Genomic DNA, 23,883 nt, shown 5'->3' on the forward strand with positions numbered 1-23,883 from the left:
CGAGACAGCACACCTAGGGTCACCGGCGCGTGTGTCCTCCTCTGGACGGCCTCAGCTCACGGGTTGGGGTTGGGACTCTTGTCCGGGTGCAGGCAGTCCCAGGTTTTCGGGCCGACGATGCCATCCGCCGGAATTTTGCACGCTTGCTGGGCCCACTTGACTTGGGCTTGCGTAGTGGAGCCGTAGATGCCGTCCTCCGCGACCCTCCTGCCATAGATGTTCAGCAGGCACTGGGCGTGCTTGACGGCAGGGCCGGTGTCGGTCAGGTAGAGGTTCGGGTGGGCCCCGCTGTAGGGGCAGGCGCTCTCCGCCATCGGCGTGGGGACGGGAGAGGCAATCGCCGGGGCGACAGCGAACGATCCGGCACCGAGCACAAGCGCCGAGAGAACCAGGCCAACTCGCTTGGTAAGCATCATGGGGATGAACCATCCTTTCTCCTGTTGGCAGATGAGCATGCCGGTCCATCGTCAGCGTGTCTTTGACCATCCGTGCAGGGTTGTTGACGATGCCTGCACGGGCTGCCCAGACACAGCCGCGTGCCGGTACTCGCGGGGCGACATGCCGTAGGCGGCGCGGAAGGCGCGACTGAAGTGGGCGGCGCTGGTGAAGCCCCAGCGGGCGCCGACAGCCTGAACGGGGCGGGCGAGCAAGAGAGGATCTGCCAGGTCACGGCGGCACCGATCCAGGCGGCGGTCGCGGATCCAGGCCGCGACGGTGAGGTTCTGATCCGCGAAGATCGCATGCAGGTGACGGACAGAGACGCCGTGGGCAGCGGCAATCGTCCCGGGCGTGAGGTCCGGGTCGCCGAGGTGCTGTTCGACGAAGCCGCAGATTCGCACCCGCAGGGCCTGCCGACGGGACTCGGGAGTCAGCTCCTTCTCGGCCTCGAGGCAGTGCCCGAGTAACGACGCGAGGAGGTCCACGGTGACTGAGGCCAGCGTCGGGGCCTCGGCCGCGTTGAACTCCTCCGCACGGGCGTTCAGATTGCTGAGCCAGCCGTGGAACGTCGCGCCCATTCCGTGGCGTGCGGAGATCGGCACGGCGAGCGCGCGCTGGACCGTCGACCTGGGGAGCGGCAGCAAGGCGCGGGGGAACTGCACGATGAGGTGGGAGCCCTTGCCACGCGCGGCGCGGAACTGACCTCGGAAGGGGTGCCCGCTGTCGACCAGCACAATGTCACCGACCTGGCACGTGGTCTCCCGGCCGTCCACACTGAGCACTACCTCCCCGCTCAGGACGCAGTCGACCTGGTACATCTCCGGGTCGCACCGCCGGACCAGCCTGGGCGTGCGCACCACCTCCAGGTGCGGGAAGGACGCCACGGATACCTGCATCCCACCCAAACCCGCCACGCGCATGGCCGCCCGGAAGTCATCCTGATGCTCGCTGCGCAACCGGTTCGGCATGTGCGATTCCTCCGAGAACTTTTCCCACAGAGCGAACCGTTCCCTCGCCGCCACCACCTCGGTACTGAATTCCCGCACCAGCAAGTTTCTTTCCCCCCATCAGGTCTACGCATAGGGTGACGCCGAGGCCGTAGTCGCATCGAGGGAAATATCAGCCGATGTCTGCGGCAGGCCCACCTGAGCATTCGCCAGTGTCTGTGGCCCAAAGGCGAGTTCATCGCCCTGCTCGTCGTCGCCCCGTCCCAGAGCGAGCGCGAGCGCGTCATCCGATGTCTGCGGACCCCTGGGAAGGGCACGGACCTCGCGGGCGCTGCACCAGCCGGTCGTTCTCGACGGCGGCCGGCTGGTCGGATAGGTCACCATGGCTCCGCTCAGGACGTGAGCCGCCTGCATACCTCGGCGGCCAGCCCGTCAGCGGCATCGAGCACGGTGTACAGAACGTCTGGGGTCGTGCCGGGCATGGCGAACAGCCCGTGAGCCCGCGCCGCGAAGTCCGCGGGAGCAGCCGGGAGTTGTCCCGCAGCCTGAACGGCTCCCTTTTCGTTCAGCACCCAGCAACCCGCGTGGGCATGCAGGGCCTGCACGAGAAGCCCTACCGCGCGGAAGACGCAGCCGGCGACATAAAAGGCGTCTCCACGACTTGCTGCTTTGCGGGCGTTGGCCAGGGTGAAGGGCGCCTCCCACCGCGCGTTGGCCATCAGAGCCTCGCGCAACGGCTCCGGATAGCGGCGAGTCTCCTGCTGCAGGGCCCGGAGTTCGCCACCGGGATCAGCGAGAACGCGCCCAACGGAAACCTCGCCGACATAGGCATGCGAGTACACCCCAAGCGGGTGACCAGCCTGAGTGCCCACCTCGAAGCGCCCCGCCCGGCAGTCTTCCCAGATCCGGTGAACGCGGTCCAGATCGCGGTAGATCCAGTCGACACGGCAGCCGTCAACGGTCAGCCAGGCACCACCGTCCACCCACGGCCCCCAGCCGCCCGGTTCCGTCACGTCAACCGACTCGCCGGTCAGCTCGGACGCAAGGAAACGCAAGGCAGCAGTGTCCAGCGGCGGCCGGTAGTACAGGCCCAGATCGAAATCAGAGTCAGGCCGGTGTGCTCCCGTCGCTCGGCTGCCGCCCAGACACACCCCGACCACTCCGCTGACGCCGGTCAACCGATCCGCGATCTCCATCAAACGATCCACAGCCCAGAGTCTGCAGAACCAGATCACTCACTGCGACCACGTTTCTCAGCACCCTCCGCCCTCAGGTCCACCCATGCGGGTGAAGTGCGGAGAAGGCCGCGCAGAGCGTAGGCGAGGTGGCGGCGGGTGGACTGCCAGCCGATGAGGCGCTGGTCGATGCCCGCGAGATACCGAGTACCTCCGGCCAGGCGGGAGGACATCACCAGATCTCCGCTCCGACGGCAGTGGTCAACGCTTTTCGCGTCGGCTGCGGATGCTCAGGGCGATGACGGAGACAAGGAACCAGAAGGCACCGAAGGCTGAGTAGCCGGCGACGGAGGACAGACTGCTCGTCGCCGAGGCGGACATGGCAGCGAAGGAGGCACCGGCGAGGACGGACAGTCCGCCGCTGATGACCATGGGCCACTGGGCACCGACGGTGCGTCGGCGCCGGATCGCCACGACGAGTTGGATCGCCCCGGAAAGGAGGGCCCAGATGCCGAACACGAGCAGGGCCGTCCCAATGGTGGAGAAGACGGCGGTGATCATCGCAGCGGCGGTGGCGAGGCCGAGGGCCACGTTGGTGGTACCGACGCGGTCCCTGGAACCGGTGCCGGCCATGCGACGCTCGAGGAGCGTGGCGACGGCGTCCCACAGGGGGTAGATGACGAGCAGCACGGCCGCGATCACTGTGGGCCTGTCCGTCGACACGAGCGAGGCGGAGGTCGTGACGACGAGTGCCACCCAGATCAGGGAGAAGGCGACTCGGATCAGGTAGAGCGATCGGAGCCCGGAGGGCGTCGTCGTGGTCGTGGTCGTGCTCGAAGTCACGGTGGTCTGAGTCATCGGGTGTCCCGTTTTGTGATCGTGATGGTGTGAGACGTTCGCCTCGATGAGGAGTCTCAGCGGCCTCGGGAGAGGCCGTGTACTTCGAACGAAGTAGTTCTGCCATCCACTTCGAATCGAATGAGTTCTGCCGTCCCCGTCCCCGTCCCCGTCGCCCGGACCGGGCTCGCCGTCTACATCATTCGAAGTACACGGCCGCAGCAGACGTGGACGAGAATCAGGCCATGGTCACAGCGCAGAACAATCAGGACGGGCCCGTGGCACCCCTGTGGGTCCGCCGCCCCGAGGCGCTGCACCTCGTCGCGTATTCGGTGGCTGCGCTGGTGTTCACCGGCCAGATCGTGGCAGTGATCCTGCGAGGGTCGGATTGGCCGACAGCCCTCTCCGTGCTCCTCGCCGGTGGCGGTGTCGCCCTCTCATGGTGGAGGCCGTGGGCAGGACTGGTCGGGGCGAGCGCGGCGTCCTTCGCCGTCACCGCAGTGGGCCACGACCCCCTGTCGGTGTGGATGATGGCGGTGCTCGTACTGCTCTCGGTCACCTTCAGGGGGAAGCAGCCGCTGGCCGGAACCGGCATCGTGGCGGCGTCCTTCCTGGGGGCGTTCATGACGCTGGGAGGTTTCCGGGGCGGCGCAATCGTGGGAGCCGCCGCACTCTTCTCAGCCATAGCAGGAGGTGCGACAGGGGCCGCGCTGCGCATCCATCGAGAGCACTGGCGCACCCTGGAGGAACGGGCCGAAAATGCCATCGCCACCCGCGAGATCGAAGCCACCCGACGGGTGACCGAGGAACGACTCCGCATCGCCCGGGACCTCCACGACGTCATCGGCCACCAGGTCGCGATGCTGAGTCTGCATCTCGGTGCCGCGGAGATCGGGCTGCCCGAAGACGCCGAATCCTCCCTGCAGGCCCTCGCCTCAGCCAGGTCCAGCGCCCGCACCGTCGTCGTCGAAACGCAACGGATCCTCGCGCTCCTCCGCCTCGGAGACGACAGCTCCGACGACGAGGCGCTCCGGCCGGCCCCGGCGCTCAGCGGCCTGCAAAGCCTTATCGCCTCTTTCGAGAGCATCGGCCTCGAAGTCCGGCCCTCCATCGACATCCCCGCCGGTTTCGTGGAGCCCAGCGTCGGCGTGACGGTCTACCGAGTCGTTCAGGAAGCACTCACGAATGCCTACCGGCATGGAGAGGGGGCGGCAACGGTGGATGTGCGCGAGCACGACGGCAGGATCTGCGTCACCGTGGAGAACCGCGTCGGTCACTCACTGCGTGACTCCGGCTCGGGCAGCGGACTCGGACTCTTGGGGATGCGCGAACGCGTCGAGTCCTCCAGCGGGCGGCTGACGATCGACAGTGACGACGGGCGATTCCGGGTCCATGCGGAGTTCAGCCCCCTGGGAGCCGTCGTATGACGACGCGGATTCTGATCGTCGACGACCAGGACGAGATAAGGGCCGGCATCAAAACGATGCTCCGGCTCGACCCCGGTCTCGTTGTTGTGGGTGATCTCTCCGATGGACTCCAGGTCGTCCCCTTCCTCAGGGACCACCCCGTCGACCTGGTCCTGATGGACATCCGGATGCCCGGCATCGACGGTGTCGAAGCCACCCGCCGGATCCGCAAAGAGCATCCACCCGAAAAGATACGGGTGATCGTGCTGACCACTTTTGACCAGGACGACATCGTTCTCGCCGCCCTTCGCGCGGGCGCCAACGGTTTCCTGAGCAAGACCGTGAGCCCCGCTGAACTCGTCGCCGGAATCACCGAGGTCGTTGGCGGTGGCGGTGCGCTGTCGGCCGCCGCGACGGCCGCGCTCATCGGCCATATGACCAGCAGTCCGCCCCCGGTGATCGACCAGGAACTGCTGCGACGCTTCGACGCTCTGACGCCAAGGGAGCGGGACGTGGTCGTTCTCGTCGCGAGCGGTCTCGGCAACGACGAGATCGCGGCGCAGATGTCCGTGTCGCCGTTCACCGTGAAGACGCATGCGGTGCGGGCCATGACGAAGGTCGGCGCACGTGATCGAGCGCAACTCGTCTCGTTCACCTTCCGGGCCGGCCTCTACCCTGCCGAGCAGCACCCCGCATCGGGTGGCCGTGCAGCAACGCCGCGCGGGCAACGGCTTACGGCCGAGACCGGCACCGGCGTATGAGCAGGGCCGCCGTCGCCGCGGCGGCCCTGTGCCTGGCCGGAGCGGGCCAGGCACAGGCCGCCACGCTCGGCAGCATCACCTTCTACACGGGTGCCACCCAGACCGGAACCGCCATCCAGCTCGACCTGGGGAAGGTCGACGTGTGCCAGGAACTCACCACCCCGGTCCGATCCTTCTTCGCCGCGTCGAACCAGTCCGTAGACGTCTTCTTCAACGAGGGCTGCACGACCGGTGCCCCGGGCCGAGCGGGCGACGTGTACTTCCGCACGGGCACCCTCGGACAGGGCGACTTCCCCTACACCGCCGTCAGCTACCGGATCCGCTCGACCGGCTGACGGGCTCGGGTGCCGGGTCCTTGATCCCGGCGACGAGCAGGTCGACGAACGCCTCGCACGCTGCCTCCGCCGAGGGGTGGCCTGGGACACCCGGACGGGTCTGCCACAGGTGGAGGCAGTCGACGGGACCGTCGCCGGCCAGGCCGCCGGCCGGATCGCGAGTTGGAGCAGGCGTCGCACTCGGAGGGATTGTGGGACACCGCGAGCAGGACACGGCCTCGGCCATCTGATCCCACCCCGCTGGCAGGGCGCCACCGCGGCGCCCTGCCGGCGGCCGGCGGTGACGTGATGACGCAGACCGACCGGCCCGCGATCGTGCCTCCTCCGCCGGCTCCCACACCTTGCCGCCACGGGACGAAAGTGACGGTGCCCGTCGATGACCCCGGTCATGCGGTCCGTCTTGACCCTCTCCCTGCGGGAGGGTCCAAGGTCGCAGCCATGAACAGCAATGATCTCGACGGACGTCGCGCCGTGGTGGCGGGTGGCAGCAGGGGAACCGGGCTGGCGACAGCACGCCGGCTCCGAGACGCCGGGGCGAAGGTGGCCACCATCGCCCGTACGCCGGCAAAGACAGCCGACCCCCTCTTCGTGCAGGCCGACCTGAGCACCCCCGAGGGCGCCGCATCGGCGGCCGCGGCAGTGGCCGAGCTCATAGGTGTCCCGGACATCCTGGTGCATGTCGTCGGCGGCTCCCGCACCCCGGCCGGGGGGTATGCGGCGCTGAACGACGGAGCGTGGGCGGAGGAGCTAGCCCTCAACTTGTTCTCCGCTGTCCGGCTGGATCGCACGCTGGTCCCCGGGATGACCTCCCGCGGGTCGGGCGCCGTGGTGCACGTGACCTCGATCCAGCGCCGGATGCCGCTGCACGACTCGACGCTGGCGTACGCCGCGGCCAAGAGTGCCCTGGCCGCCTATAGCAAAGGTGTCGCGAACGAGGTCGCGGCGGGAGTGGTGTCCGGGTCAATTCGGTCGCGCCCGGATTCATCCGCACGGACGGTGCCGAGCATCTCCTCTCGCGCCGGATGAGGGAGGGGGGTATCACGCGTGAGGCCGCGCTCGACGACCTGATGCAGGTCCTCGGCGGTATCCCGCTGGGGCGGCCCGCCGAGCCGGAAGAGGTGGCCGAGCTGATTGCCTTCCTGGCCTCGGACCGGGCGAGTGCGATCACCGGCGCCGAGCACGTCATCGACGGCGGCACCATCCGCACCCTCTGAGCCGGCCCGCACCACAACTTGGGAGAAGACCATGCAGGACGTCCAGGAGTTCGCCGAGGACTACTTCGCCGCGGCGATCGACCCTGACCGCGAGCGCTACTTCGCGCTCTTCGACGACGACATCGTCGTACACGACGACGGGCGTAGCCACCGAGGACTCACGGCGGTGCGCCGCTGGCGCACCGAGGTCCCACCCGTGCGCTACAACTTCCGAGAAGTCTCCGGGACGGCCACCGCGTGCAAGGCCGTCGCGGAGGTTTCCGGCAACTTCGCCGGCAGCCCGGTCACCCTCCGCTTCAACTTCGAACGCGACGCACAGGGGAGAATCACACTGCTGGACATCGCGCCCTGAAACCGAGACCCGAGCCGGGCCGGATGTGTACGACGAGGAGGACAGCGTGGAGGAGCGATGGACGATCGGAGAGTTTTCCCGGATCACGCACCTGAGTATCCGCACGCTCCGCCGCTACCACGAGCAGGACCTCCTCGTCCCGGCCCAGGTCGACCCGGCTACGGGCTACCGCTACTACACCCCCGCACAGGTCCGGCCGGCACTGACCATCAGGCGGCTGCGCGAACTCGACCTCCCGCTGGCAGACCTCCGGAGCTTCCTCCAGGCCGAGTCCGGTGGCGCGGGCGAGCGCCGTGATGCGGCGCAGCAGATCGTCGCTGTCCACCTCCGCCGGCTCGAAGACCGGCTCGGCCGTACCCAGCGAGCGGCCAGGCGCTCCGGGAACTCCTCGACCCGCAGGCCGAACGGACAGTGAGCCTTGAGGTTCTTCCGCCGCAACGCGTCCTCGCGGTGTCCCTGGACGTCCCGCCCGGAGCGGACCTGAGCTGGTACGACGCCGCCATGAACGATCTGGATGCGGCGGCCGGCCGACGGCCGGTGCTCCCTCCGGGCGGCCGCTACGAGCACGATCTCTTCACCGAGGGGCACGGCCGCGCCACCGTCTATCTCCCCGCCGAGGTTCCGCTGCCACCGGGAGCACCGGCCACCGTGAAGCCGCTCCAACTCCCCCAGCGCCCCGCCGCCGTCGCCACCCACTGCGGCCCGCACGACGATCTCGACCTCACCTACGGCGCCGTGGGCTCCTTCGTCGCGCGCAACGGTCTGCGCTCCCAGAACCTCGTCGAGGAGATTTACCTCGTCGGGCCACGCGACACCGACCGGCCCGATCGCTGGCGCACCCTCGCCGCATGGCTCATCGACCCCGGCACCAGCCGTTCGACGACGTAGCAGCAGCGGCGGCAAGTGTCGCAGTACGGGTGACACAGCGGGCACCGGCCTGACCCTCGACGATCCAGCGTCACCCTGACGAACCGAAGTCACTACCCGGCGATGTCCACGGTGTTCCGGGTCCGCTTCGCGCCGGCCTTGGCGCGCACCTTGCCGCCGAGAGCGACGAGACCGAGGCCGGCCGCGTAGATGGCGAGGTTGACCAAGAGGTACGACCACGGCGGAGAGGTGGCGCCCTTGGGAAAGGCGGAGTGGTCGCCGCCCAGCCACTCCATCAGCAGTGACGTGTTCTGGAAGCTGAACATGAACGAGTGGATGGCGATGTAGGTGACGAGCGCGGCCGTCCGGCTGCGTATGAGGTAGCCGAGCGGGAAGGCGGCGAGGACCATGACGATGAGTTCCACGACCGTTCCTTTCGTTGTGGAAGTGCGGTCGTCAGCGTCTTCCCAAGGCCGGCTCTCCCACATCGGGGCTGCCGCTGGAACGGCTCGCGCGGTCTGCGCTGCGTGCTGGCACTGATGACGAAGGCCGCATGCCCCGGCGATGATGGCGCCATGGCGAAGACGGTCCGTGTGGCTCTGCCGGGGGCAGTGTTCGCCGCTGCGTGTCTTGTCAGGGCCTGGCTGGCCTTCGGGCCCACGGAGGCATTGTCGCCGGGCCAGTGGGCCTTTGAGAGCTGCTTCCTGGCTGGGCCGGTCGTCACCGGATCCTTGCTGACCCGGCGGGTGCCGAGCTCGGTCGGCACCGCGTTGAGCTGGGTGGGCGCGGCACCCGCTGCCGTGTTCGCCGTCGAGACGTGGGGAGAGACGTTCACGCTGGCTCATCAGGCGCCGGCGGCCCGCCTGTTCTACATGCTCAAACTCGGTGCGTCGGTGTGGAACCTGACCGGGTTCGTCGCGCTGTGCCTGACGTTTCCCGATGGACGGTTGCCGGGGCCCAGTTGGCGACTGGTCGCGTGGGCGGGTGTGGCGGCCGGCCTCTGTCTCAATCTGTCCGTGTCGTTCATCGAACCCGACCGCGGCGGTCCAGCGCTGCTGCCCGGTCAGGTCGCGTGGCGGATCCCGCTGCCCGCGGTGGTGGTCGTGGGGGTGGTGGCCTTCGGCGGGGTGCTGGCAGTGCTGGTGGCCGCGGTCAGTTGCCTGGTCGTGCGATATCGGCGGGGCGACGAAGTGGTCCGCCAGCAACTGCGCTGGCTGTTGCTCGGTGCTGGAGCCGTGCCGGTGCTGCTCGCCGCAGGCTGCGCCGCCGAAATGCTGGGGGCCTCGATAAACGCGGCGTATACCGGCTTCATGGCGGCGATGCTGTGGGCGGTGCCCGTCGCGATCACGGTGGCCGTGCTGCGGTACGACCTGTTCGACGTGGATCGGCTGCTCGGCGCGTCGCTGGCCTGGCTGCTCACCACTCTGGTGTCGGCGTCGATCTTCGCCGCCCTGGTCTTCTTCGCCGCGGATCTCCTCGGCGCCGGCACCAAACTCGGCCTGATCGGCGCGGCGTTCGTCACGGCGTTGTGCCTGCTGCCGTTGCATCGCGGCGTCAACAACCTGGTGGGACGCCTGGTTGACCGGGATCGGACAGTCATCACCGCGCGGGTGGAGGAGTTCGTACGACGGGTCAGGGACGGTGCGGCAGAGCCGGAAGCGGTCGCGGATCTCCTTCGGTCGGTCGTCGGCGACCCGGAGCTCCGCCTGCTCCTCAAGCCGCCCACCGGTCCCTCCAGCACATACCTCGACCTCGACGGTGAGCCTGTGACGGTGCCCGACGACGCTACGTGCCTGCCTCTGAGGACCGGCGACAGCGAGGTGGGGGTCATCCTGCTGCGTGCGCCGACTGCGAGGCGGATGCGCCGCGCCCGCGACGCCGCTGTGCAAGCCCGGCTGCCGATCGAGGTCAGTCGGTTGCGCCTTGAGCTGCGCCTGGCACTGGATGAGGCCCGGGCGAGCCGGGCCAGATTGGCGCTGGCGACTGCGGCCGAGCGGCAGCGGCTCGCCCGGGACCTGCACGACGGCGCGCAGCAGCAGATCATCGCGGTCGGGATGCGGCTGCGTTCGGCGCAGAGCCGGTTCGCCCCGGAGGACCCCACTCACAGCGACCTGGATGCTGCCGTCACCACGCTCGCGGGAACGGTGAGCGAACTGCGCCGCCTCGCTCACGGCGTACGCCCAAGCCTCTTGGACGATGGGCTGGCCGCCGCCCTGCGCGTACTCGTCGGCGACTGCCCCGTGCCGGTCGAGGCGGCCGTGTGCGACGTGGACCTCCCCGGGGCCGTCGCCACCACCGCATACTTCGTGGTCGCCGAGGCCCTGGCCAACACGCTCAAGCACGCCCCACGCCAGCACCATCAGCCTGGCCGTCCGTCATAACGGTTCCGGGCTGCACGTCGAGGTGTCCGACGACGGCATCGGCGGCACCCGACCCGGATACGGGCTGACCTCCGTCCGTGACCGTGTAACTGCGGTCGGCGGAAGTCTGCTCCTCCACAGCCCCCAGGGCACGGGTACGACCATCAAGGTGACGATCTGATATGCGCATTCTGCTGGCCGAGGACTCGGCGCTCTTCCGCGAAGGGCTGGCCCGCCTGCTCACCGAGGCCGGCCAGGAGATCGTTGCGACGGTTGCCGACGCCGACTCACTCGTCGCCGCCGTTTCCCGCCACCGGCCCGACCTGGCGGTCATCGACGTCCGGATGCCGCCCACCATGACGGCCGACGGAGCCCGCGCCGCCCGCGACATCCGCGCAGCCCATCCGGGCTTTCCGATGCTACTGCTGTCTCAGCACATCGAAACCCGCCAGTGCCTGCCGCTGGTTGCCTCCGGCGGCTTCGGCTACCTGCTCAAGGACCGGGTACTGAGCGTGGCCGACTTCCTCGACACCGTGCGCCGGGTCGAAGCCGGAGGCTCGGCCCTGGATCCCGAGATCGTCGCCGCTCTCCTACGTACAACCGGCCGCGACGACCCGCTCTCCACCCTGACCGTACGGGAGCACGAGGTGCTGGCACTGGCCGCCGAGGGCCTGTCCAATTCCGCCATCGCGCAGCGTCTCCACCTGTCCGAGCGCACGGTCGAGTCACACATGCGCAGCACCTTCCAAAAACTCGGCATCTTCGAGAACGGCGGTGCCCACCCCCGTGTGCTGGCCGTACTGGCCTATCTGAAAGAGCGTCGCTGAGACCGGGGGCGGACCGAAAGACCGATGGCAGATCCACCGGTCTGGGGACAGATGCATCAAGTGCCCTCCAGCGGCTTGACCTTCTGCTCCGTGCGGTGGTCAGCGATAGTCACAAGCGGAAGCCCTCTTCTCTTGATCAGGATGGTGTTGCCCTCCTGGAGGCCGAACGCCAGGTCTGATTCCCGCCAGCTTCCGGCGCTGGTGCCAGCAAGGCTCAACGTCATGAACGGACTTGAAGGAAACACGGCCTTGATCACGGGCGGCAGCCGGGGCATCGGTGCCGCTGTGGCGTTGCGGCTGGCCGACGAAGGCGCCGACGTCGTCCTGACCTACGAGAACAACACGGAACGCGCCACCCGGGTGGTGGAGCAGATCAAGGCCAGAGGGCGCCGGGCACTGGCCATCCAGGCCGACAGCGCCATCCCCGAGGCACTCACCGCCGCGGTGGACGAGGCGGCCGCGATTTTCGGCAGACTCGACATCCTGGTCAACAACGCCGGCGTCTTCCTCGTCGGCCCACTCGAAGACCTGGGGTCGGCAGAGATCGATCGCACCCTGGCGGTGAACGTCCGGGCGCCATTCACCGCGTCCCAGGCGGCAGCGCGTCACATGGGCCAGGGCGGCCGCATCATCAGCATCGGCAGCAATGTCGCCGATCGCGCGGTCTTCCCCGGACTGGCGCTGTACTCGATGAGCAAGACGGCTCTGGTCGGGATGACGAAGGGCCTGGCCCGTGAACTCGGTCCCCGTGGAGTCACCGTCAATCTGGTACATCCCGGCCCCACCGACACGGACACCAACCCTGCTGACGGGCCGAACGCCCAGGTGATCGCCGGCTTCACGGCTGTGGGCCGCTATGCGCAAGCAGCTGAGATCGCGGCCACCGTCGCCCACCTGGCAAGCCCGGACAGCTCGTACATCACCGGAGCCTCGATCCATGTCGACGGCGGCTTCACCGCCTGACACGCGAGCTCGACTTCGCAACCACGCTGAGGCCCAGCCCGCACAGAGGGACGGCCACCGCGTGATCATCGGGGGTTGTGTGGACTCCTGAAGATCGCGCAGTGGCCGCAGGCCATAGCGCGGCATTCCGTGCAGCCGTTGCGGGCGGCTTCGTACAGGGTGGCCGGCCGCTGGTAGTCCAGGGCGTGGGTACGGCGGCCCTGAGCGTCGTAGACCCACAGCAACGTAACCGCCGCCTGTGACAACGGCCCGCCGCCGGCTTGCCCATGCCTACGGACCGCGAGGCAGGCATCCAGCCAGCACCGGCCTGGCCGCGCAGAACCACCCCCGGCGGTGAAGCGTCACTGGCCGGCGGGCCGTCAGAAGTCGTACGGCTTCTTGGTGCTCCAGTTCAGCACGTCGGCCTCGTTCCAGCTGAATTGCGGTTTCTGGCCCTTGGCGTCGACGGAGTAGAAGGGGCCGTTGCGTCCGTCCGCGCAACGCAGCGCGATGGCGAACGACTGCGCCGTGTGGTTCTTCGAGCCGTAGTCGAAGAGGTTCACCGCGCTGTACGCCTTGCCTCCGGGCCGGAGCGTGATGTGCTTGTCGCCGCCCGGGTTGTCCTTCTTCGAGTGCGGCAGTGCGGCGCCGTCGATGTCCTCGCCGAGCTTCACGGCCGGGTACGAGGTGACCCAGCATGGCTTGGCGCCTTCGTTCGACGCGGTGACCAGCAGGTGGTCGCCCTGCTGACCGGCGAACCGGTGCACCGCGGTGATCAGCATCTCGTCTCCGCGGCACTGCTGGGCGTCGACTGTTGTGCCCGTGCCCGCGGCCTCGTCCGTCCCGCCCGAGGCGGTCGCCGAAGGCGCCCCCTTCTTGGTGTCACCAACGCTGTTGGCCTGCTCCGCGCTGCGCTTGCCGTCCCCGTTGGACGCGGACCGGCTCTGCGCGGTACCAGCGGCGTGGTCGCCGCCCGCCGCCTTCGATCCGTCGTCGGCGCCGCCGCAGGCGGTCAGGCCCAGCGCCAGCGCGGTGGTGACGGCGGCCAGGGCGGCGGTACGGGCGGTACGTCGGGCACGGTGCGTGGTCATGATGAAGGCTCCCCCATGGTCTGTCAGCACGCGGCACCTCCCCCTGCTCCCGCAGGGAGACCGGCCGCATCGGCTGTTTCGCTGCATCCCATGAGATGACGCCGGGGTCGGCGTAGTTCACTCCGGTCTGTCCGCATTCGGTAACAAGGCAACCGGGCGCAGGCACAAGCCACGCGCTCCCCCGGCGTCGGCCATCTTCTCCGTCAAAGACTCGGGAACCCAGCCATGCCCGCTTCTCGTCACGCCCCCTCGGCGGCGGCCAGCATGTTCTCGATGAGGTCGGCGGCGCGCGGGGTGCCGCCCTCGGCCCGGGCGGCGGCCTGCAACTGTTTGGACCGTTCGACGCGTTCCGGATCCGTGACCAGGTCGTTCAGCGCCGCGCGAAGGGTCTCGGCGGTGGCGTCAGCGGTGTCCACACGGCGGGCGACGCCGAGTTCCACGAGGCGGTCGGCGTTCATGAACTGCTCGGCTCCCTGCGGCACGGCGATCATGGGAACCCCGGCGAGGAGCCCTTCGCCGCAGCCACCCATGCCGGCGTGGGTGACGAAGGCGTCGGCCTGTTCCAGGATCGCCCGCTGCGGGACCCAGGAGTGCACTTCGACGTTGGGCGGGATGGTGCCGAGTTCCCCGAGGTCGGTGTACCTGCCGATCTGGAGTACGACGTGCCAGCCGGGCAGGTCGCCGAAGGCGGCGATGCACTGGCGGTAGAAGGCGGGCCGGCGCGTGTACGCCGAGCCGAGCGAGATGAGCAGCACGTGGTCCGCGGTCGCCGGGCGGGTCCAGCCGTCCGTGTCCGCTCGGGTGTCGAAGCAGGGGCCGACGAAGGTCACCGTGTCGGTGTCGACTCGATCGGCGTGCGGCTGCATCGCCCGCGGGATCAGGGCGAGGGCCTGGGCGGGCGGCCCGGAGAAGGCGTCCACGTCCGTGGTCGTCGCCCCGCACTCCGCGAGCCACAGCGTGAACTTCTCGCTGTACGCGTCGGCGCCCGGCAACTTCCGCAGATGCGCCGCGACTTCCTCCTCGTAGCCGTCCCAGCCGACGAACGTCGGGGACAACTGCACGAGGGGACGGCCCTGCGCTTCGGCGAGGGCGCGTGCGGCATAGGCGCCGATGTCGTAGAGGTACAGGTCGGCCGGATCGTCGTCGTAGGCGGCGCGCAGTTGTGGGAGCGCCTGGACGGCGTCGTCGAGGAAGAGGCCCGCCGCGGCGATGGGATCGGCAGGCCAGTCGTTGTCCGCGACGGGCAACGTGGAGGTGCAGGGCACCAGCTCCGCGCCGGCGGATTCGATCCGGTCGGCCACGAAAGGGTCGTTGGCGTAGGTGACCCGGTGCCCGCGGGCCACCAGCTCACGGATGAGCGCGAGGCTGGGCAGGACATGGCTGACGATGGGGACGCCGACCATCGCGATATGGGCGCGGCGACGGGACATGGGCGATCTCTCGTTTCTGTCGCGGGGCGGGTGCGGGCGGTGTGGCGAGGACGCGGTGTCAGGGCCGGCCGGTCTGCGCGGCGGCCTGCTCCAGGTCGGCGACGGTCCCCGACATGATCGTCCGTACATGCCCGGTGATGTGCTGCACGGGCCAGTCCCACCACGCCACGGCGAGGAGCCGGGCGACGTCTGCGGCGTCGTAGCGGGTACGGATGAGCCGGGCCGGGTTGCCGCCGACGATGCCGTAGTCGGGGACATCGCCGGTGACCACGGCGCCCGCGGCGATGATCGCGCCGTGACCGATCCGTACGCCGGGCATGACCGTGGCGCCGTGGCCGAACCACACGTCGTTGCCGACGACCGTGTCGCCCCGGCCGGGTAGGTCGGTGATCAGGTCGAAGTGCTCCGCCCAGGAGCCGCCCATGGTGGGGAAGGGGAACGTGGACGGGCCGTCCATGCGGTGGTTGGCGCCGTTCATGATGAACCGGGTGCCCGTACCCAGCGCGCAGTACTTGCCGATGACAAGCCGCTCGGGTCCGTAGTGGTACAGGACGTTGCGCGTCTCGAACGCGGTCGGGTCGTCCGGGTCGTCGTAGTAGGAGAAGTCACCGACCTCGATCAACGGCGACTTCACCAGCGGCTTGAGCAGGACGACGCGCGGGTGCTCGGGCATCGGGTGGAGCACCGTGGGGTCGGCGGGAACGGGCGGCATCGCGGAGGCGGTTCCTCTCCAGTGGACCTAGAGCGACAACTGTCGCGTTAAGATGCTGGCACAGCCCTGCCGCCTTGCTCAACCGGATACTGATTGCCGATGACAGACCCATTGGACACGACATCGGACCGCCGTCCGGGCGGTCGCACCGCCCGCATCCGCGCCCAGGTTCTCGATGCGGTGCGCGCCGAACTCGTCGAAAGCGGTCACGAAGGACTCACGATGGAGGGCGTCGCGACACGGGCCGGAGTGCACCGCGCCACGGTGTATCGGCGTTGGCGCGATGTCGGCGGCCTGCTCGTCGACGTCATCGACGCCGCCGGCGAGATCGACTGGCAGCCGCCGAACACCGGCTCGCTGCGCGGCGATCTGACGGCTCTCAACCAGGAGATCCAGGAGTCCCTGGTCGTACAGCCGTCGTTCGCCGTCGCCCTGATGGCCGCCTCGTTCCACTCCGAACAGGCCGCGCGGGCCCAGACGCAGTTGTGGGCGGACCGGTATGCCCAGTGCGAGATCCTCGTCGAGCGCGCCGTCGAGCGCGGTGAACTCCCCGCACAGCACACGGACGCGCGGAGCCTGCTGATCGCTGCCACGGCGCCGCTCTACCACCAGCTGGTGCTCCTGCGCGCCGATCCGGACCCCCAACTCCCGGAACGGGCCGCGGAGACGGCAGTCCTGGCGGCTGCCGCGGGTGCCTTCTCCGTTCGTCGGGAAGAGAGCGCGTGATCGAGGAGACGGGGAGCGAACGCAAGCGCAATCAGAGAGCGCGACAAGACCTGGATCAGGTCCAGTAGCCCTCCTTCGGACACCAGAGAGCAAATAGCCGCGAGGTCACAGCAGTTGGGCCGCGCCGGACTGCCAGTGGATCCACTCGGTCGGCCCGCCCTTGGCCAGGGTCCGGCCGCGCTTGTCGCACGGGTGCAGATCCTCGACGTTCAGGCACAGGATCTCCTCCGCCCGGGCCGCCGATTCGTGGAGCGTCTTCTCCCTCAGCGTGACGGACAGGAGCCACAGGACGGTCAGAGGCGCTTTCTGGCCTTCCTGACCGCCTGTCGGACAGCCCGCTGTCACGAAAGCCCAAGAGCCCGAGGTTGGAACCTCTTACTCAACGACGAGCTCCACCGGGATGTTGCCGCGGGTGGCGTTGGAGTACGGGCAGACCTGGTGGGCCTGCTCGACCAGCTTGCGACCGGTGGCCTTGTCGATGTTGTCGGGCAGTTCGATGCGGAGGGTGACGGCGAGCGCGAAACCCTCGCCCTGCTTGCCGATGGAGACCTCGCCGGTGACCGCGGCATCACCGACATCCACCTTCGCCTGCCGGCCGACCACGCCGAGGGCCCCGGCGAAGCAGGCGGCGTACCCCGCGGCGAACAGCTGCTCGGGGTTGGTCCCCTGCCCAGTGCCGCCCATGCCCACCGGGACGGCCAGTTGCAGGTCGAGCTTGCCGTCGGAGCTGACGGCGCGGCCGTCCCGGCCGTGAGTGGCGGTGGCGACGGCGGTGTAGAGCGTGCCCATGGGGGACCAAGTCCTCTCGGAGCCAGACGTGTTTCGGTTACGCACATAAGTAGAGCACACAATTGAGTTGTGCACAATCAAATGGCGCGGTGTCCGGTTATCCTGGCCGTATGACTACCGAGGTTCCGCCCAGCGCCCCGCCGGACGAGGAGTGGCTGCATCTGGACCGCCAGATCTGCTTCTCGCTGCATGCCGCCTCGCGTGCCTTCAACGGCGTCTACCGCGTGGTCCTCAAGGAGCTCGGGCTGACCTACCCGCAGTATCTGGTGATGCTGGTGCTCTGGGAGCATGGCGACACGCCCGTGAAGCGGCTCGGGGAGCATCTGCGGCTGGACTCCGGCACGCTGTCCCCGCTGCTCAAGCGGCTGGAGGCGGCCGGTCTGGTGCATCGGGAGCGCAGCGCGCGCGACGAGCGGTCGGTCGAGGCGCGGCTCACCGAGGAGGGCGCCGCGCTGCGCGAGCGCGCGCTCCGGGTGCCGCAACGGATCGGCGCGGCGACCGGTTTCACCCTCGACGAGGTCCGCGAGCTGCGCGCCCGCCTCGACCGGCTGACCACGGCGCTCGACGCGGCAGCCTTGGAGGAGGCTCCCGACTGCGGGTGACAACTGCCGGTCACGAGAGGGACGCGGAGTGGGGCCGGAGACGTACCGACCGTTGCGCGCGGAGCAGCCCGGACAGTCGCGCAGTCCAGCACCACTGCGGGATCAGGTCGTCGATCCGGCCGTTCCACTGGACGAGGTCGAGCAAGACCTGTCGGTCTTCACCCCGGCCGAGCGTAGTGCTGGAGGTCGTCGCGAAGTTCATCGGCGTCCCAACGGGGGCTATTGAGGAGCCACTGGAGGCGATCGGGTGTGCGGTGTCCGGCGTATTCGGCCGGAGAACAGGGTGGCATCGTCCACGCCGAGCGCGTCGCGGAAGGCGGCTCGGCTGCCAGCCGACCTCCTCATTCTGGTCCGGGTGCGCCGGGACGGGCGCCGATGGCGCGCGGAGGGTGACGATGCCGTTGTCTGCGGCAGGCTCGGGACGTAATCGAGGACGCTGTACGCGATTACCATCGGCGCATGAGCGATCCGAATCCGATCATCTGGTTGCGGCGGGAAAGGGGGGCGCGCGGACGGGCTCCGGCGTACAGCCGTGAGCGCATCGCCGAGGTGGCGATCGCGCTGGCGGACAGGGAGGGCATCGAGGCGGTGACGATGCGGCGCATCGCCAAGGAACTGGGCACCGGCGCGATGACGCTCTACCGGTATCTGCCGAACAAGGAAGACTTGTACGCCGTGGTGATCGACCAGGCCCTCGGCTTCGAAGCGCAGGAGCCGACCGGGGACACCCGTGCGGATCTGGCCACGTTCGCCCGCCGGTACCGGGAGACGTTGCGCCGGCACCCCTGGCTTGCGCACGCCATGGCCGGCAGGCCGATCATGGGCCCCAACATGCTCCGTGCCAACGAGCGCGACCTCGCCCTCGTCGACGGCCGCGGGCTGAGCATCGACGACATGGTCGACGTCGTGAACCTGATCCGGCACTGGGTCACGGGTGCCGGCCAGGCCGAGACGGCGGAGCGGGAAGCGGCCTTGCGCTCCGGGGAGGATCGCAAGGCCTGGCAGGAGCGGATGGGGCCGTACGTGACCGAGCTGCTGGCCACCGGCCGCTTTCCGTACCTGGAGCGGTTGGTCCACGAGGCGCGGCACGGCGGCCACGACGAGAAGTTCGAGGCCGGCCTCGCCATCCTGCTGGACGGCGTCGAGGCCCGTTTCCCCGCCCTGTCCGGCCCCCCGGGGAACGAGCCGCCGGAGCGCTCCTGAGAACGGACGCCGCCGCGCCCGCGCTGCGCGCGAACGACGGGAGTTCGCGAACGACGGGAGTTACGGCACCGGCCCCGGACCTGTCCACCCTCGGCCGCGGACGGCCGCGTCGATGAACCGTTCCGAGGCGCGGGTTCACAGGCCGGCGCGGGCGAAGCGCCGTACCGAGAGCGGGACGAAAACCACCAGGAGCACCGCCGCCCACAGCAGGGTCGCGGTCAGCGGGTGGGTGAGCGGCCAGGAACCGTCCGCGGCAGGTACCCCGGGGTTGCCGAACAGCTTCCGGCACGCGGCGACCGCGGCGCTGATCGGGTTCCACTCGCAGATCGCCCGCAGCCAGGCCGGCATGCCGTCCGTCGGCACGAACGCGTTGGACAACATGCTGAGGGGCAGTGTGAGGGGCGAGAGCGAGTCGGCCGTCTGCTCCGACGGCAGCAGCAGCCCCAGGTACGTACCGACCCAGGACATGGTGTAGCGGAAGAGGAGCAGGACACCGACCGCGGCCACGGCGCGGCCGAGGCCGTCGTGCACGCGCCAGCCGATGGCCAGCCCGCAGGCCATCAGGATGACCAGTCCGAACAGTCCCGTGACGGCGTCCGCGCCCGTCTGGCCGACGGGCACCGCCATGCGGGAGGTGGGCATCGAGCGCAGCCGGTCGGTCACGCCGCGGCCCTGGTCGGCGGCGACGTCCACCATCGCCGAGGACAGCGCGAACATGCCGGTCATCACGAACAGGCCGGGCATGAGGTACTCGCGGTAGTTCCCGCCGCCCGGCACCTGGATGGCACTGCCGAAGACATAGCCGAAGAGGACGACCATGACCGCGGGCATCACCAGCATCGCGACGAGGGTGCCGGGCTGATGCCGCAGTTGGAGGAGCTTGCGCTCGACCAGGGTGAGACTGTCCGCCAGGACGATCACGCTGCCGCCTCCTGCTTCTCGCACTGCTCGGGCTGTTCGCCCTTCCGCCGCCCCGCGGGCTCCTGCGCGGGGCGGCCGGTGAGAGTGAGGAAGACGTCGTCGAGGCTGGGCCTGCGGACTCCGACGTCCTGAATGGCCACCCCGGCCGCGTCGAGTTCGCGCACGATCTGCGGCACCGACGGTGCCTTGCCGTGCACGCCCGTGACGATGCGCAGGTCCTCGGCCCGCGGCTGTCCTCCGGTCATCCGCTCGAGGATGACCATGGCCTCCGCGAGGTCGTCCTCGCTGCCCACCTCGACATCGACGTGACTGCCGATCCGGGCCTTGAGCTGTGCCGGGGCGCCATCGGCGATCACCTGCCCGCGGTCGATCACGGCCACGGCCGAGGCGAGTTGGTCGGCCTCCTCGAGGTACTGGGTGGTGAGCAGCACGGTCGCGCCGGCCGCGACCATCTCGCGCACGATGGCCCAGATCTCCAGGCGGCTGCGCGGGTCGAGTCCGGTGGTGGGCTCGTCCAGGAAGAGGACGGACGGCGCTCGCAGCACGCTGGCGATGAGGTCGATGCGCCGCCGCATGCCTCCGGAGTAGGTGCTGACCTGCCGGTCGGCTGCCTCGGTGAGTTGGAACCGCTCCAGCAGCTCGTCGGCGCGCCGCCGGGCGCCACGCCGGCCCAGCCGGGCCAGTTTGCCGAAGACCCGCAGGTTCTCACGGCCCGTCAGCTTCTCGTCCATGGCCGCGTGCTGGCCGGCCAGCCCGATGGCTTCGCGGACCTTGCCGGGATGTTCTCTCACGTCGAAGCCGGCGACGGTGGCCCGCCCGGCCGTGGGTCGGGTCAGCGTGCTGAGAATCCGGACGGCGGTGCTCTTGCCCGCACCGTTCGGTCCGAGCAGCCCGTAGACGGTGCCGGGCGGCACTTCCAGGTCCAGGCCGGCCAGCGCTTCGAAGTCACCGAAGCGTTTCCGCAGGCCCTGGGCCGACACGATGGGTGAGTTCACGTCTCCTCCACTTCGCGCAATAAAGTGAGTACGCTGTACGCGATATTACTGTACGTAAGTGAGTACGCTGTACGCAACTGGTTCAGCGGGACGTGCGGCTCTCCATGACCCCCGAAGATCACCTTCACACCACGTCGGTGGATCGAAGCTCGGCCGAGCCGCACAGCCCGACCCCCTGGGTGTGGGGTCGCCCGGAGTTAGGGTCGTCCCCGTGACGTACCCAGTACCGGCGACGCCGGCCACGCCGACCGCCCCCGCAGCCCCGACCGCGCGCCCTTCCACGCACCCGAGCGTGCCCGTCGGTGCGCACGGTGGCGCGCCCAGGGGTGCTCTCGACGAGCTCGACCGGCGGATCGTCGCCGCTCTGCAGATCGATGGGCGGGCCTCGTGGCGGCGGATCGCGGGGGCCCTCGGGGAGCCCGAGCGGAAGGTGGCGCGGCGCGGGTTGCGGTTGCTGGAGAGCGGGGACGTCGCCGTGCGCGGGCTTGTCGTGCGGGGTGAGACCGTGATCCTGCGGATGACGTGCCGGCCTGGCGCCGTGCGGGACGCGGCCGTGGCGGCGGCCCGGCGCGCGGACTGCATCTTCTCGTACGCGCTCGCCGGGCCGGTCGACTGCGTGGCCGAACTGCAGTGTCCGCCGGGCCGGTTGGCGCCGCTGATGTTCGACGAGGTGCCCGCGCTGCCGGGGCTCGTCTCGCAGAGCGTGTCACCGGTTCTGCGGTATTTCCGCACGGTGCACGAGTGGTCGCCCGGGATCCTGGACGCCGGGGAGGTCGAGGCGCTCGGGGGGCCGTCCGGGATCGTCGACGACCTCGCTCTCCCGGACATCGAGGTCGGGCCGGAGGAGCTGGCGATCCTGGGGGCGCTCGCCGAGGACGGGCGGCGCACGCACGAGGACCTGGCGGCCGTCGCCGGGGTGTCCGTGGCGACCGCGCGGCGCCGTGTGGAGACGCTGACGCGGGAAGGCCTCGTGAGCATCCGGGCCGCCGTGGAACCCGCGCTGCTCGGCCTGCCGGTCGAGGCACTGCTGTGGATCAAGGTGAGGCCCGACGAGGTCGAGAAGGTGGGCCGGCTGCTCGTCGAGTCGCCGCTCGTGCGGTACGCGGCCGTCGTGATGGGTGAGCATCAGCTCCTGGTCGACGTGACGCAGCCGTCGAAGGCCGCGCTGCACGCGTTCCTCACGGCCTCACCGTGGGTGACGCACGTGGAGGCCGTGCAGTCCCATCTGGTCGTCGAGTCCTTCAAGCGCAGTGGTGTCGAGTTCCCGGGCACCGGCCACGAGCCTTCGTGACGCGACTTAAATCTTCACCACCGAGGATCTCGCGTCTTAAAACTTCACCACCGCCAGCCTATTGACTGAAAGAGTCAGTAGCTTCAGTGTGGTGCACCACACGCGTCGCGCCTCGGCCATCGGCCGGATCAGCATCACCGCGGCGACGCCCACCGTGCCCGCTGCCCTAGGACTGCCATGCCCGTTGCTCCCGGCCCCGTCGCCCCCAGCTTCGCCGAATCCGCCGCATCCGGCCCCGCCGTCCCCGACGGGGACGAGATCTGCGTGCTTGACGCCGTCGACCTCGCGGCCCGCATCCGCCGCGGGGAACTCTCGGCCCGCGAGGTCGTCCAGGCCCACCTCGACCGCATCGAGCGTCACAACCCCGCCGTCAACGCGATCGTCACCCTCGACTCGGAGGGCGCGCTGGCCGCTGCCGCCGCCGCCGACGAGCGGCAGGCGCGCGGCGAGGAGCTCGGCCCGCTGCACGGCCTGCCCATCGCCTTCAAGGACACCCACCTCACCCGCGGCATGCGCACCACGCACGGCTCGCCGCTCTTCGCCGAGCACGTCCCGCACGAGGACGAGCTCCTCGTGCAGCGCATCCAGGGCGCGGGCGCCATCCGCATCGGCAAGACCAACGTCCCCGAGTTCGCGGCCGGCTCGCACACCTTCAACCCCGTCTTCGGCGCGACCCGGAACCCGTACGACATGACGCGGTCCGCAGGCGGCAGCAGCGGCGGGGCCGCGGCCGCGCTCGCTGCCGGGTTCCAGCCGCTCGCCGACGGCAGCGACATGGGCGGCTCGCTCCGCAACCCCGCGTCCTTCTGCAACGTCGTCGGCCTGCGCCCCACCCCCGGCCGCGTCCCCTCGCACCCCTCCGGCAACCTCTGGGACACCCTCGGCGTCGCCGGGCCCATGGGCCGCACCGTCGCCGACACCGCGCTGCTGCTGTCGGTCATGGCCGGGCCCGACCCGCGCGTCCCGATCTCCCTCGACGAGCCGGGCGCCGGCTTCCGCGCGCCGCTCGGGCGGAACACCGCCGGGCTGCGCGTCGCGTTCGCCCCCGACCTCGGCGGCCGGGTCCCCGTCGACCGCGACGTGCGCGACGTCTTCGAACGCCAGGCCAAGGTCTTCGAGGACCTCGGCTGCATTGTCGTCGAGGACTGCCCCGACCTGGACGGCGCCGAGGACGTGTTCCGCACGCTGCGCGCCCACGAGTTCCACCTCGGTCTCGGCGCGCTGCTCGACAGCGACCGCGCGTCCCTGAAGCCCAGCCTCGTCCGGAACATCGAGGAGGGGCGGCGCCTGACCGGCGCCGACCTCGTCCGTGCCACCACCGGGCACGCCCGCATCCACCTCGCCGCCACCGCCTTCTTCGAACGGTACGACGTGCTGATCGCCCCGGTCAGCCAGGTCACCCCGTTCGCCATCGAGTCGGAGTACCCCACCGACATCGACGGGGAGCCGCAGCACACCTACCTGGACTGGATGCGCTCCGCGTACTTCGTCACCGTTCTGGGCTCACCCGCCCTCTCCGTCCCCGCCGGCTTCACTCCGGCCGGGCTCCCCGTCGGCCTCCAGATCGTGGGCCCACCCCGCGCCGAGAGGACCGTGCTCGAGACCGGTGCCGCCTACGAGGCCGCCACCGGGCACGGACGCCGTCGCCCCTCCCTCCCGTAG

General features: G+C 69.7%; 26 protein-coding genes and 1 pseudogene. 15 read left to right on the plus strand and 12 right to left on the minus strand.

Annotated elements, in window-relative coordinates:
• Positions 1 to 56: 56 nt before the first annotated feature.
• From ACF09J_RS31975 to ACF09J_RS31990, 4 genes are all read right to left on the minus strand, one after another.
• Positions 57 to 416: a peptidoglycan-binding protein gene (locus ACF09J_RS31975; RefSeq protein WP_392308957.1), complete on the minus strand. Its 360-nt coding sequence runs from the start codon at positions 414 to 416 to the stop codon at positions 57 to 59.
• A gap of 51 nt (positions 417 to 467) precedes the next feature.
• Complete coding sequence (locus ACF09J_RS31980) at positions 468 to 1,484, minus strand: helix-turn-helix domain-containing protein (RefSeq protein ID WP_392309039.1); 1,017 nt, start codon at positions 1,482 to 1,484, stop codon at positions 468 to 470.
• Between the two features lie 293 nt (positions 1,485 to 1,777).
• A complete protein-coding gene (locus ACF09J_RS31985; protein WP_392308958.1) occupies positions 1,778 to 2,581 on the minus strand; it encodes a nucleotidyltransferase domain-containing protein in 804 nt (267 codons plus the stop codon).
• Positions 2,582 to 2,821: 240 nt separating this feature from the next.
• A complete protein-coding gene (locus ACF09J_RS31990) occupies positions 2,822 to 3,418 on the minus strand; it encodes a DUF308 domain-containing protein (protein ID WP_392308959.1) in 597 nt (198 codons plus the stop codon).
• A gap of 224 nt (positions 3,419 to 3,642) precedes the next feature.
• Between ACF09J_RS31990 and ACF09J_RS31995 the strand changes: the two genes are divergently transcribed.
• The 7 genes and pseudogenes from ACF09J_RS31995 (at position 3,643) to ACF09J_RS32025 (ending at position 8,353) form a co-directional block, all read left to right on the plus strand.
• A complete protein-coding gene (locus tag ACF09J_RS31995) occupies positions 3,643 to 4,824 on the plus strand; it encodes a sensor histidine kinase (RefSeq protein WP_392308960.1) in 1,182 nt (393 codons plus the stop codon).
• Entirely contained in the window at positions 4,821 to 5,564 is a 744-nt protein-coding gene (locus ACF09J_RS32000; RefSeq protein WP_392308961.1) for a response regulator, read from the plus strand. Before ACF09J_RS31995 ends, ACF09J_RS32000 begins: the two co-directional genes overlap by 4 nt.
• Entirely contained in the window at positions 5,561 to 5,899 is a 339-nt protein-coding gene (locus ACF09J_RS32005; protein ID WP_392308962.1) for a hypothetical protein, read from the plus strand. Before ACF09J_RS32000 ends, ACF09J_RS32005 begins: the two co-directional genes overlap by 4 nt.
• 438 nt (positions 5,900 to 6,337) lie before the next feature.
• Positions 6,338 to 7,113: pseudogene (locus tag ACF09J_RS32010) on the plus strand (SDR family oxidoreductase).
• A 31-nt stretch (positions 7,114 to 7,144) separates the two neighbouring features.
• Positions 7,145 to 7,465 carry a nuclear transport factor 2 family protein gene (locus tag ACF09J_RS32015; RefSeq protein WP_392308963.1) on the plus strand — a complete coding sequence of 107 codons (321 nt, stop codon included), beginning with the start codon at positions 7,145 to 7,147 and terminating at the stop codon, positions 7,463 to 7,465.
• A 46-nt stretch (positions 7,466 to 7,511) separates the two neighbouring features.
• Positions 7,512 to 7,880 (plus strand): helix-turn-helix domain-containing protein, encoded by a 369-nt coding sequence (locus tag ACF09J_RS32020; protein ID WP_392308964.1) that lies wholly within the window; start codon positions 7,512 to 7,514, stop codon positions 7,878 to 7,880.
• 35 nt (positions 7,881 to 7,915) lie between these two features.
• The gene (locus tag ACF09J_RS32025) at positions 7,916 to 8,353 is read left to right on the plus strand and encodes a GyrI-like domain-containing protein (RefSeq protein ID WP_392309040.1); all 438 of its coding nucleotides are present in this window, start codon (positions 7,916 to 7,918) and stop codon (positions 8,351 to 8,353) included.
• Positions 8,354 to 8,445: 92 nt separating this feature from the next.
• Here the strand turns inward: ACF09J_RS32025 and ACF09J_RS32030 are convergent, their stop codons facing one another.
• On the minus strand, positions 8,446 to 8,757 hold the full coding sequence (locus ACF09J_RS32030) for a hypothetical protein (RefSeq protein WP_392308965.1): 312 nt from the start codon (positions 8,755 to 8,757) through the stop codon (positions 8,446 to 8,448).
• 150 nt (positions 8,758 to 8,907) lie between these two features.
• On the opposite strand from ACF09J_RS32030, the gene ACF09J_RS32035 reads away from it, so the two are divergent.
• The 3 genes from ACF09J_RS32035 (at position 8,908) to ACF09J_RS32045 (ending at position 12,482) form a co-directional block, all read left to right on the plus strand.
• Complete coding sequence (locus ACF09J_RS32035) at positions 8,908 to 10,713, plus strand: sensor histidine kinase (protein ID WP_392308966.1); 1,806 nt, start codon at positions 8,908 to 8,910, stop codon at positions 10,711 to 10,713.
• Between the two features lie 161 nt (positions 10,714 to 10,874).
• Positions 10,875 to 11,519 carry a response regulator transcription factor gene (locus ACF09J_RS32040; protein WP_392308967.1) on the plus strand — a complete coding sequence of 215 codons (645 nt, stop codon included), beginning with the start codon at positions 10,875 to 10,877 and terminating at the stop codon, positions 11,517 to 11,519.
• Between the two features lie 222 nt (positions 11,520 to 11,741).
• Entirely contained in the window at positions 11,742 to 12,482 is a 741-nt protein-coding gene (locus tag ACF09J_RS32045) for an SDR family NAD(P)-dependent oxidoreductase (protein WP_392308968.1), read from the plus strand.
• 359 nt (positions 12,483 to 12,841) lie between these two features.
• On the opposite strand, the gene ACF09J_RS32050 is transcribed toward ACF09J_RS32045, so the two are convergent.
• The 3 genes from ACF09J_RS32050 to ACF09J_RS32060 all read right to left on the minus strand — a co-directional run bounded on the left by ACF09J_RS32050 (position 12,842) and on the right by ACF09J_RS32060 (position 15,694).
• Positions 12,842 to 13,552, minus strand: coding sequence for a DUF4232 domain-containing protein (locus tag ACF09J_RS32050; RefSeq protein WP_392308969.1), 711 nt, complete (start codon positions 13,550 to 13,552; stop codon positions 12,842 to 12,844).
• A 239-nt stretch (positions 13,553 to 13,791) separates the two neighbouring features.
• Positions 13,792 to 14,982 carry a macrolide family glycosyltransferase gene (locus ACF09J_RS32055; RefSeq protein WP_392308970.1) on the minus strand — a complete coding sequence of 397 codons (1,191 nt, stop codon included), beginning with the start codon at positions 14,980 to 14,982 and terminating at the stop codon, positions 13,792 to 13,794.
• 58 nt (positions 14,983 to 15,040) lie between these two features.
• Positions 15,041 to 15,694 carry a CatB-related O-acetyltransferase gene (locus ACF09J_RS32060; RefSeq protein ID WP_392308971.1) on the minus strand — a complete coding sequence of 218 codons (654 nt, stop codon included), beginning with the start codon at positions 15,692 to 15,694 and terminating at the stop codon, positions 15,041 to 15,043.
• A 99-nt stretch (positions 15,695 to 15,793) separates the two neighbouring features.
• On the opposite strand from ACF09J_RS32060, the gene ACF09J_RS32065 reads away from it, so the two are divergent.
• Positions 15,794 to 16,420: a TetR/AcrR family transcriptional regulator gene (locus ACF09J_RS32065; protein WP_392308972.1), complete on the plus strand. Its 627-nt coding sequence runs from the start codon at positions 15,794 to 15,796 to the stop codon at positions 16,418 to 16,420.
• A gap of 105 nt (positions 16,421 to 16,525) precedes the next feature.
• Here ACF09J_RS32065 and ACF09J_RS32070 read toward each other — a convergent pair whose 3' ends face one another.
• Both ACF09J_RS32070 and ACF09J_RS32075 read right to left on the minus strand, forming a co-directional pair.
• The gene (locus tag ACF09J_RS32070; RefSeq protein WP_392308973.1) at positions 16,526 to 16,765 is read right to left on the minus strand and encodes a hypothetical protein; all 240 of its coding nucleotides are present in this window, start codon (positions 16,763 to 16,765) and stop codon (positions 16,526 to 16,528) included.
• A gap of 30 nt (positions 16,766 to 16,795) precedes the next feature.
• A complete protein-coding gene (locus ACF09J_RS32075) occupies positions 16,796 to 17,209 on the minus strand; it encodes an organic hydroperoxide resistance protein (RefSeq protein ID WP_392308974.1) in 414 nt (137 codons plus the stop codon).
• A gap of 110 nt (positions 17,210 to 17,319) precedes the next feature.
• Here ACF09J_RS32075 and ACF09J_RS32080 point away from each other — a divergent pair, with 110 nt between their 5' ends.
• On the plus strand, positions 17,320 to 17,811 hold the full coding sequence (locus tag ACF09J_RS32080) for a MarR family winged helix-turn-helix transcriptional regulator (protein WP_392308975.1): 492 nt from the start codon (positions 17,320 to 17,322) through the stop codon (positions 17,809 to 17,811).
• Between the two features lie 459 nt (positions 17,812 to 18,270).
• Positions 18,271 to 19,014, plus strand: coding sequence for a TetR/AcrR family transcriptional regulator (locus tag ACF09J_RS32085; protein WP_392308976.1), 744 nt, complete (start codon positions 18,271 to 18,273; stop codon positions 19,012 to 19,014).
• A gap of 135 nt (positions 19,015 to 19,149) precedes the next feature.
• Here the strand turns inward: ACF09J_RS32085 and ACF09J_RS32090 are convergent, their stop codons facing one another.
• Both ACF09J_RS32090 and ACF09J_RS32095 read right to left on the minus strand, forming a co-directional pair.
• Positions 19,150 to 19,935 (minus strand): ABC transporter permease, encoded by a 786-nt coding sequence (locus ACF09J_RS32090; RefSeq protein ID WP_392308977.1) that lies wholly within the window; start codon positions 19,933 to 19,935, stop codon positions 19,150 to 19,152.
• Positions 19,932 to 20,930: an ATP-binding cassette domain-containing protein gene (locus tag ACF09J_RS32095; RefSeq protein WP_392308978.1), complete on the minus strand. Its 999-nt coding sequence runs from the start codon at positions 20,928 to 20,930 to the stop codon at positions 19,932 to 19,934. Before ACF09J_RS32095 ends, ACF09J_RS32090 begins: the two co-directional genes overlap by 4 nt.
• A gap of 211 nt (positions 20,931 to 21,141) precedes the next feature.
• Here ACF09J_RS32095 and ACF09J_RS32100 point away from each other — a divergent pair, with 211 nt between their 5' ends.
• Both ACF09J_RS32100 and ACF09J_RS32105 read left to right on the plus strand, forming a co-directional pair.
• Positions 21,142 to 22,221, plus strand: a complete 1,080-nt coding sequence (locus tag ACF09J_RS32100; protein WP_392308979.1) for an Lrp/AsnC family transcriptional regulator — start codon at positions 21,142 to 21,144, stop codon at positions 22,219 to 22,221.
• A 177-nt stretch (positions 22,222 to 22,398) separates the two neighbouring features.
• Positions 22,399 to 23,883 carry an amidase gene (locus ACF09J_RS32105; RefSeq protein WP_392308980.1) on the plus strand — a complete coding sequence of 495 codons (1,485 nt, stop codon included), beginning with the start codon at positions 22,399 to 22,401 and terminating at the stop codon, positions 23,881 to 23,883.

This window comes from Streptomyces sp. NPDC014889, assembly GCF_043081205.1.
GTDB lineage: Bacteria > Actinomycetota > Actinomycetes > Streptomycetales > Streptomycetaceae > Streptomyces.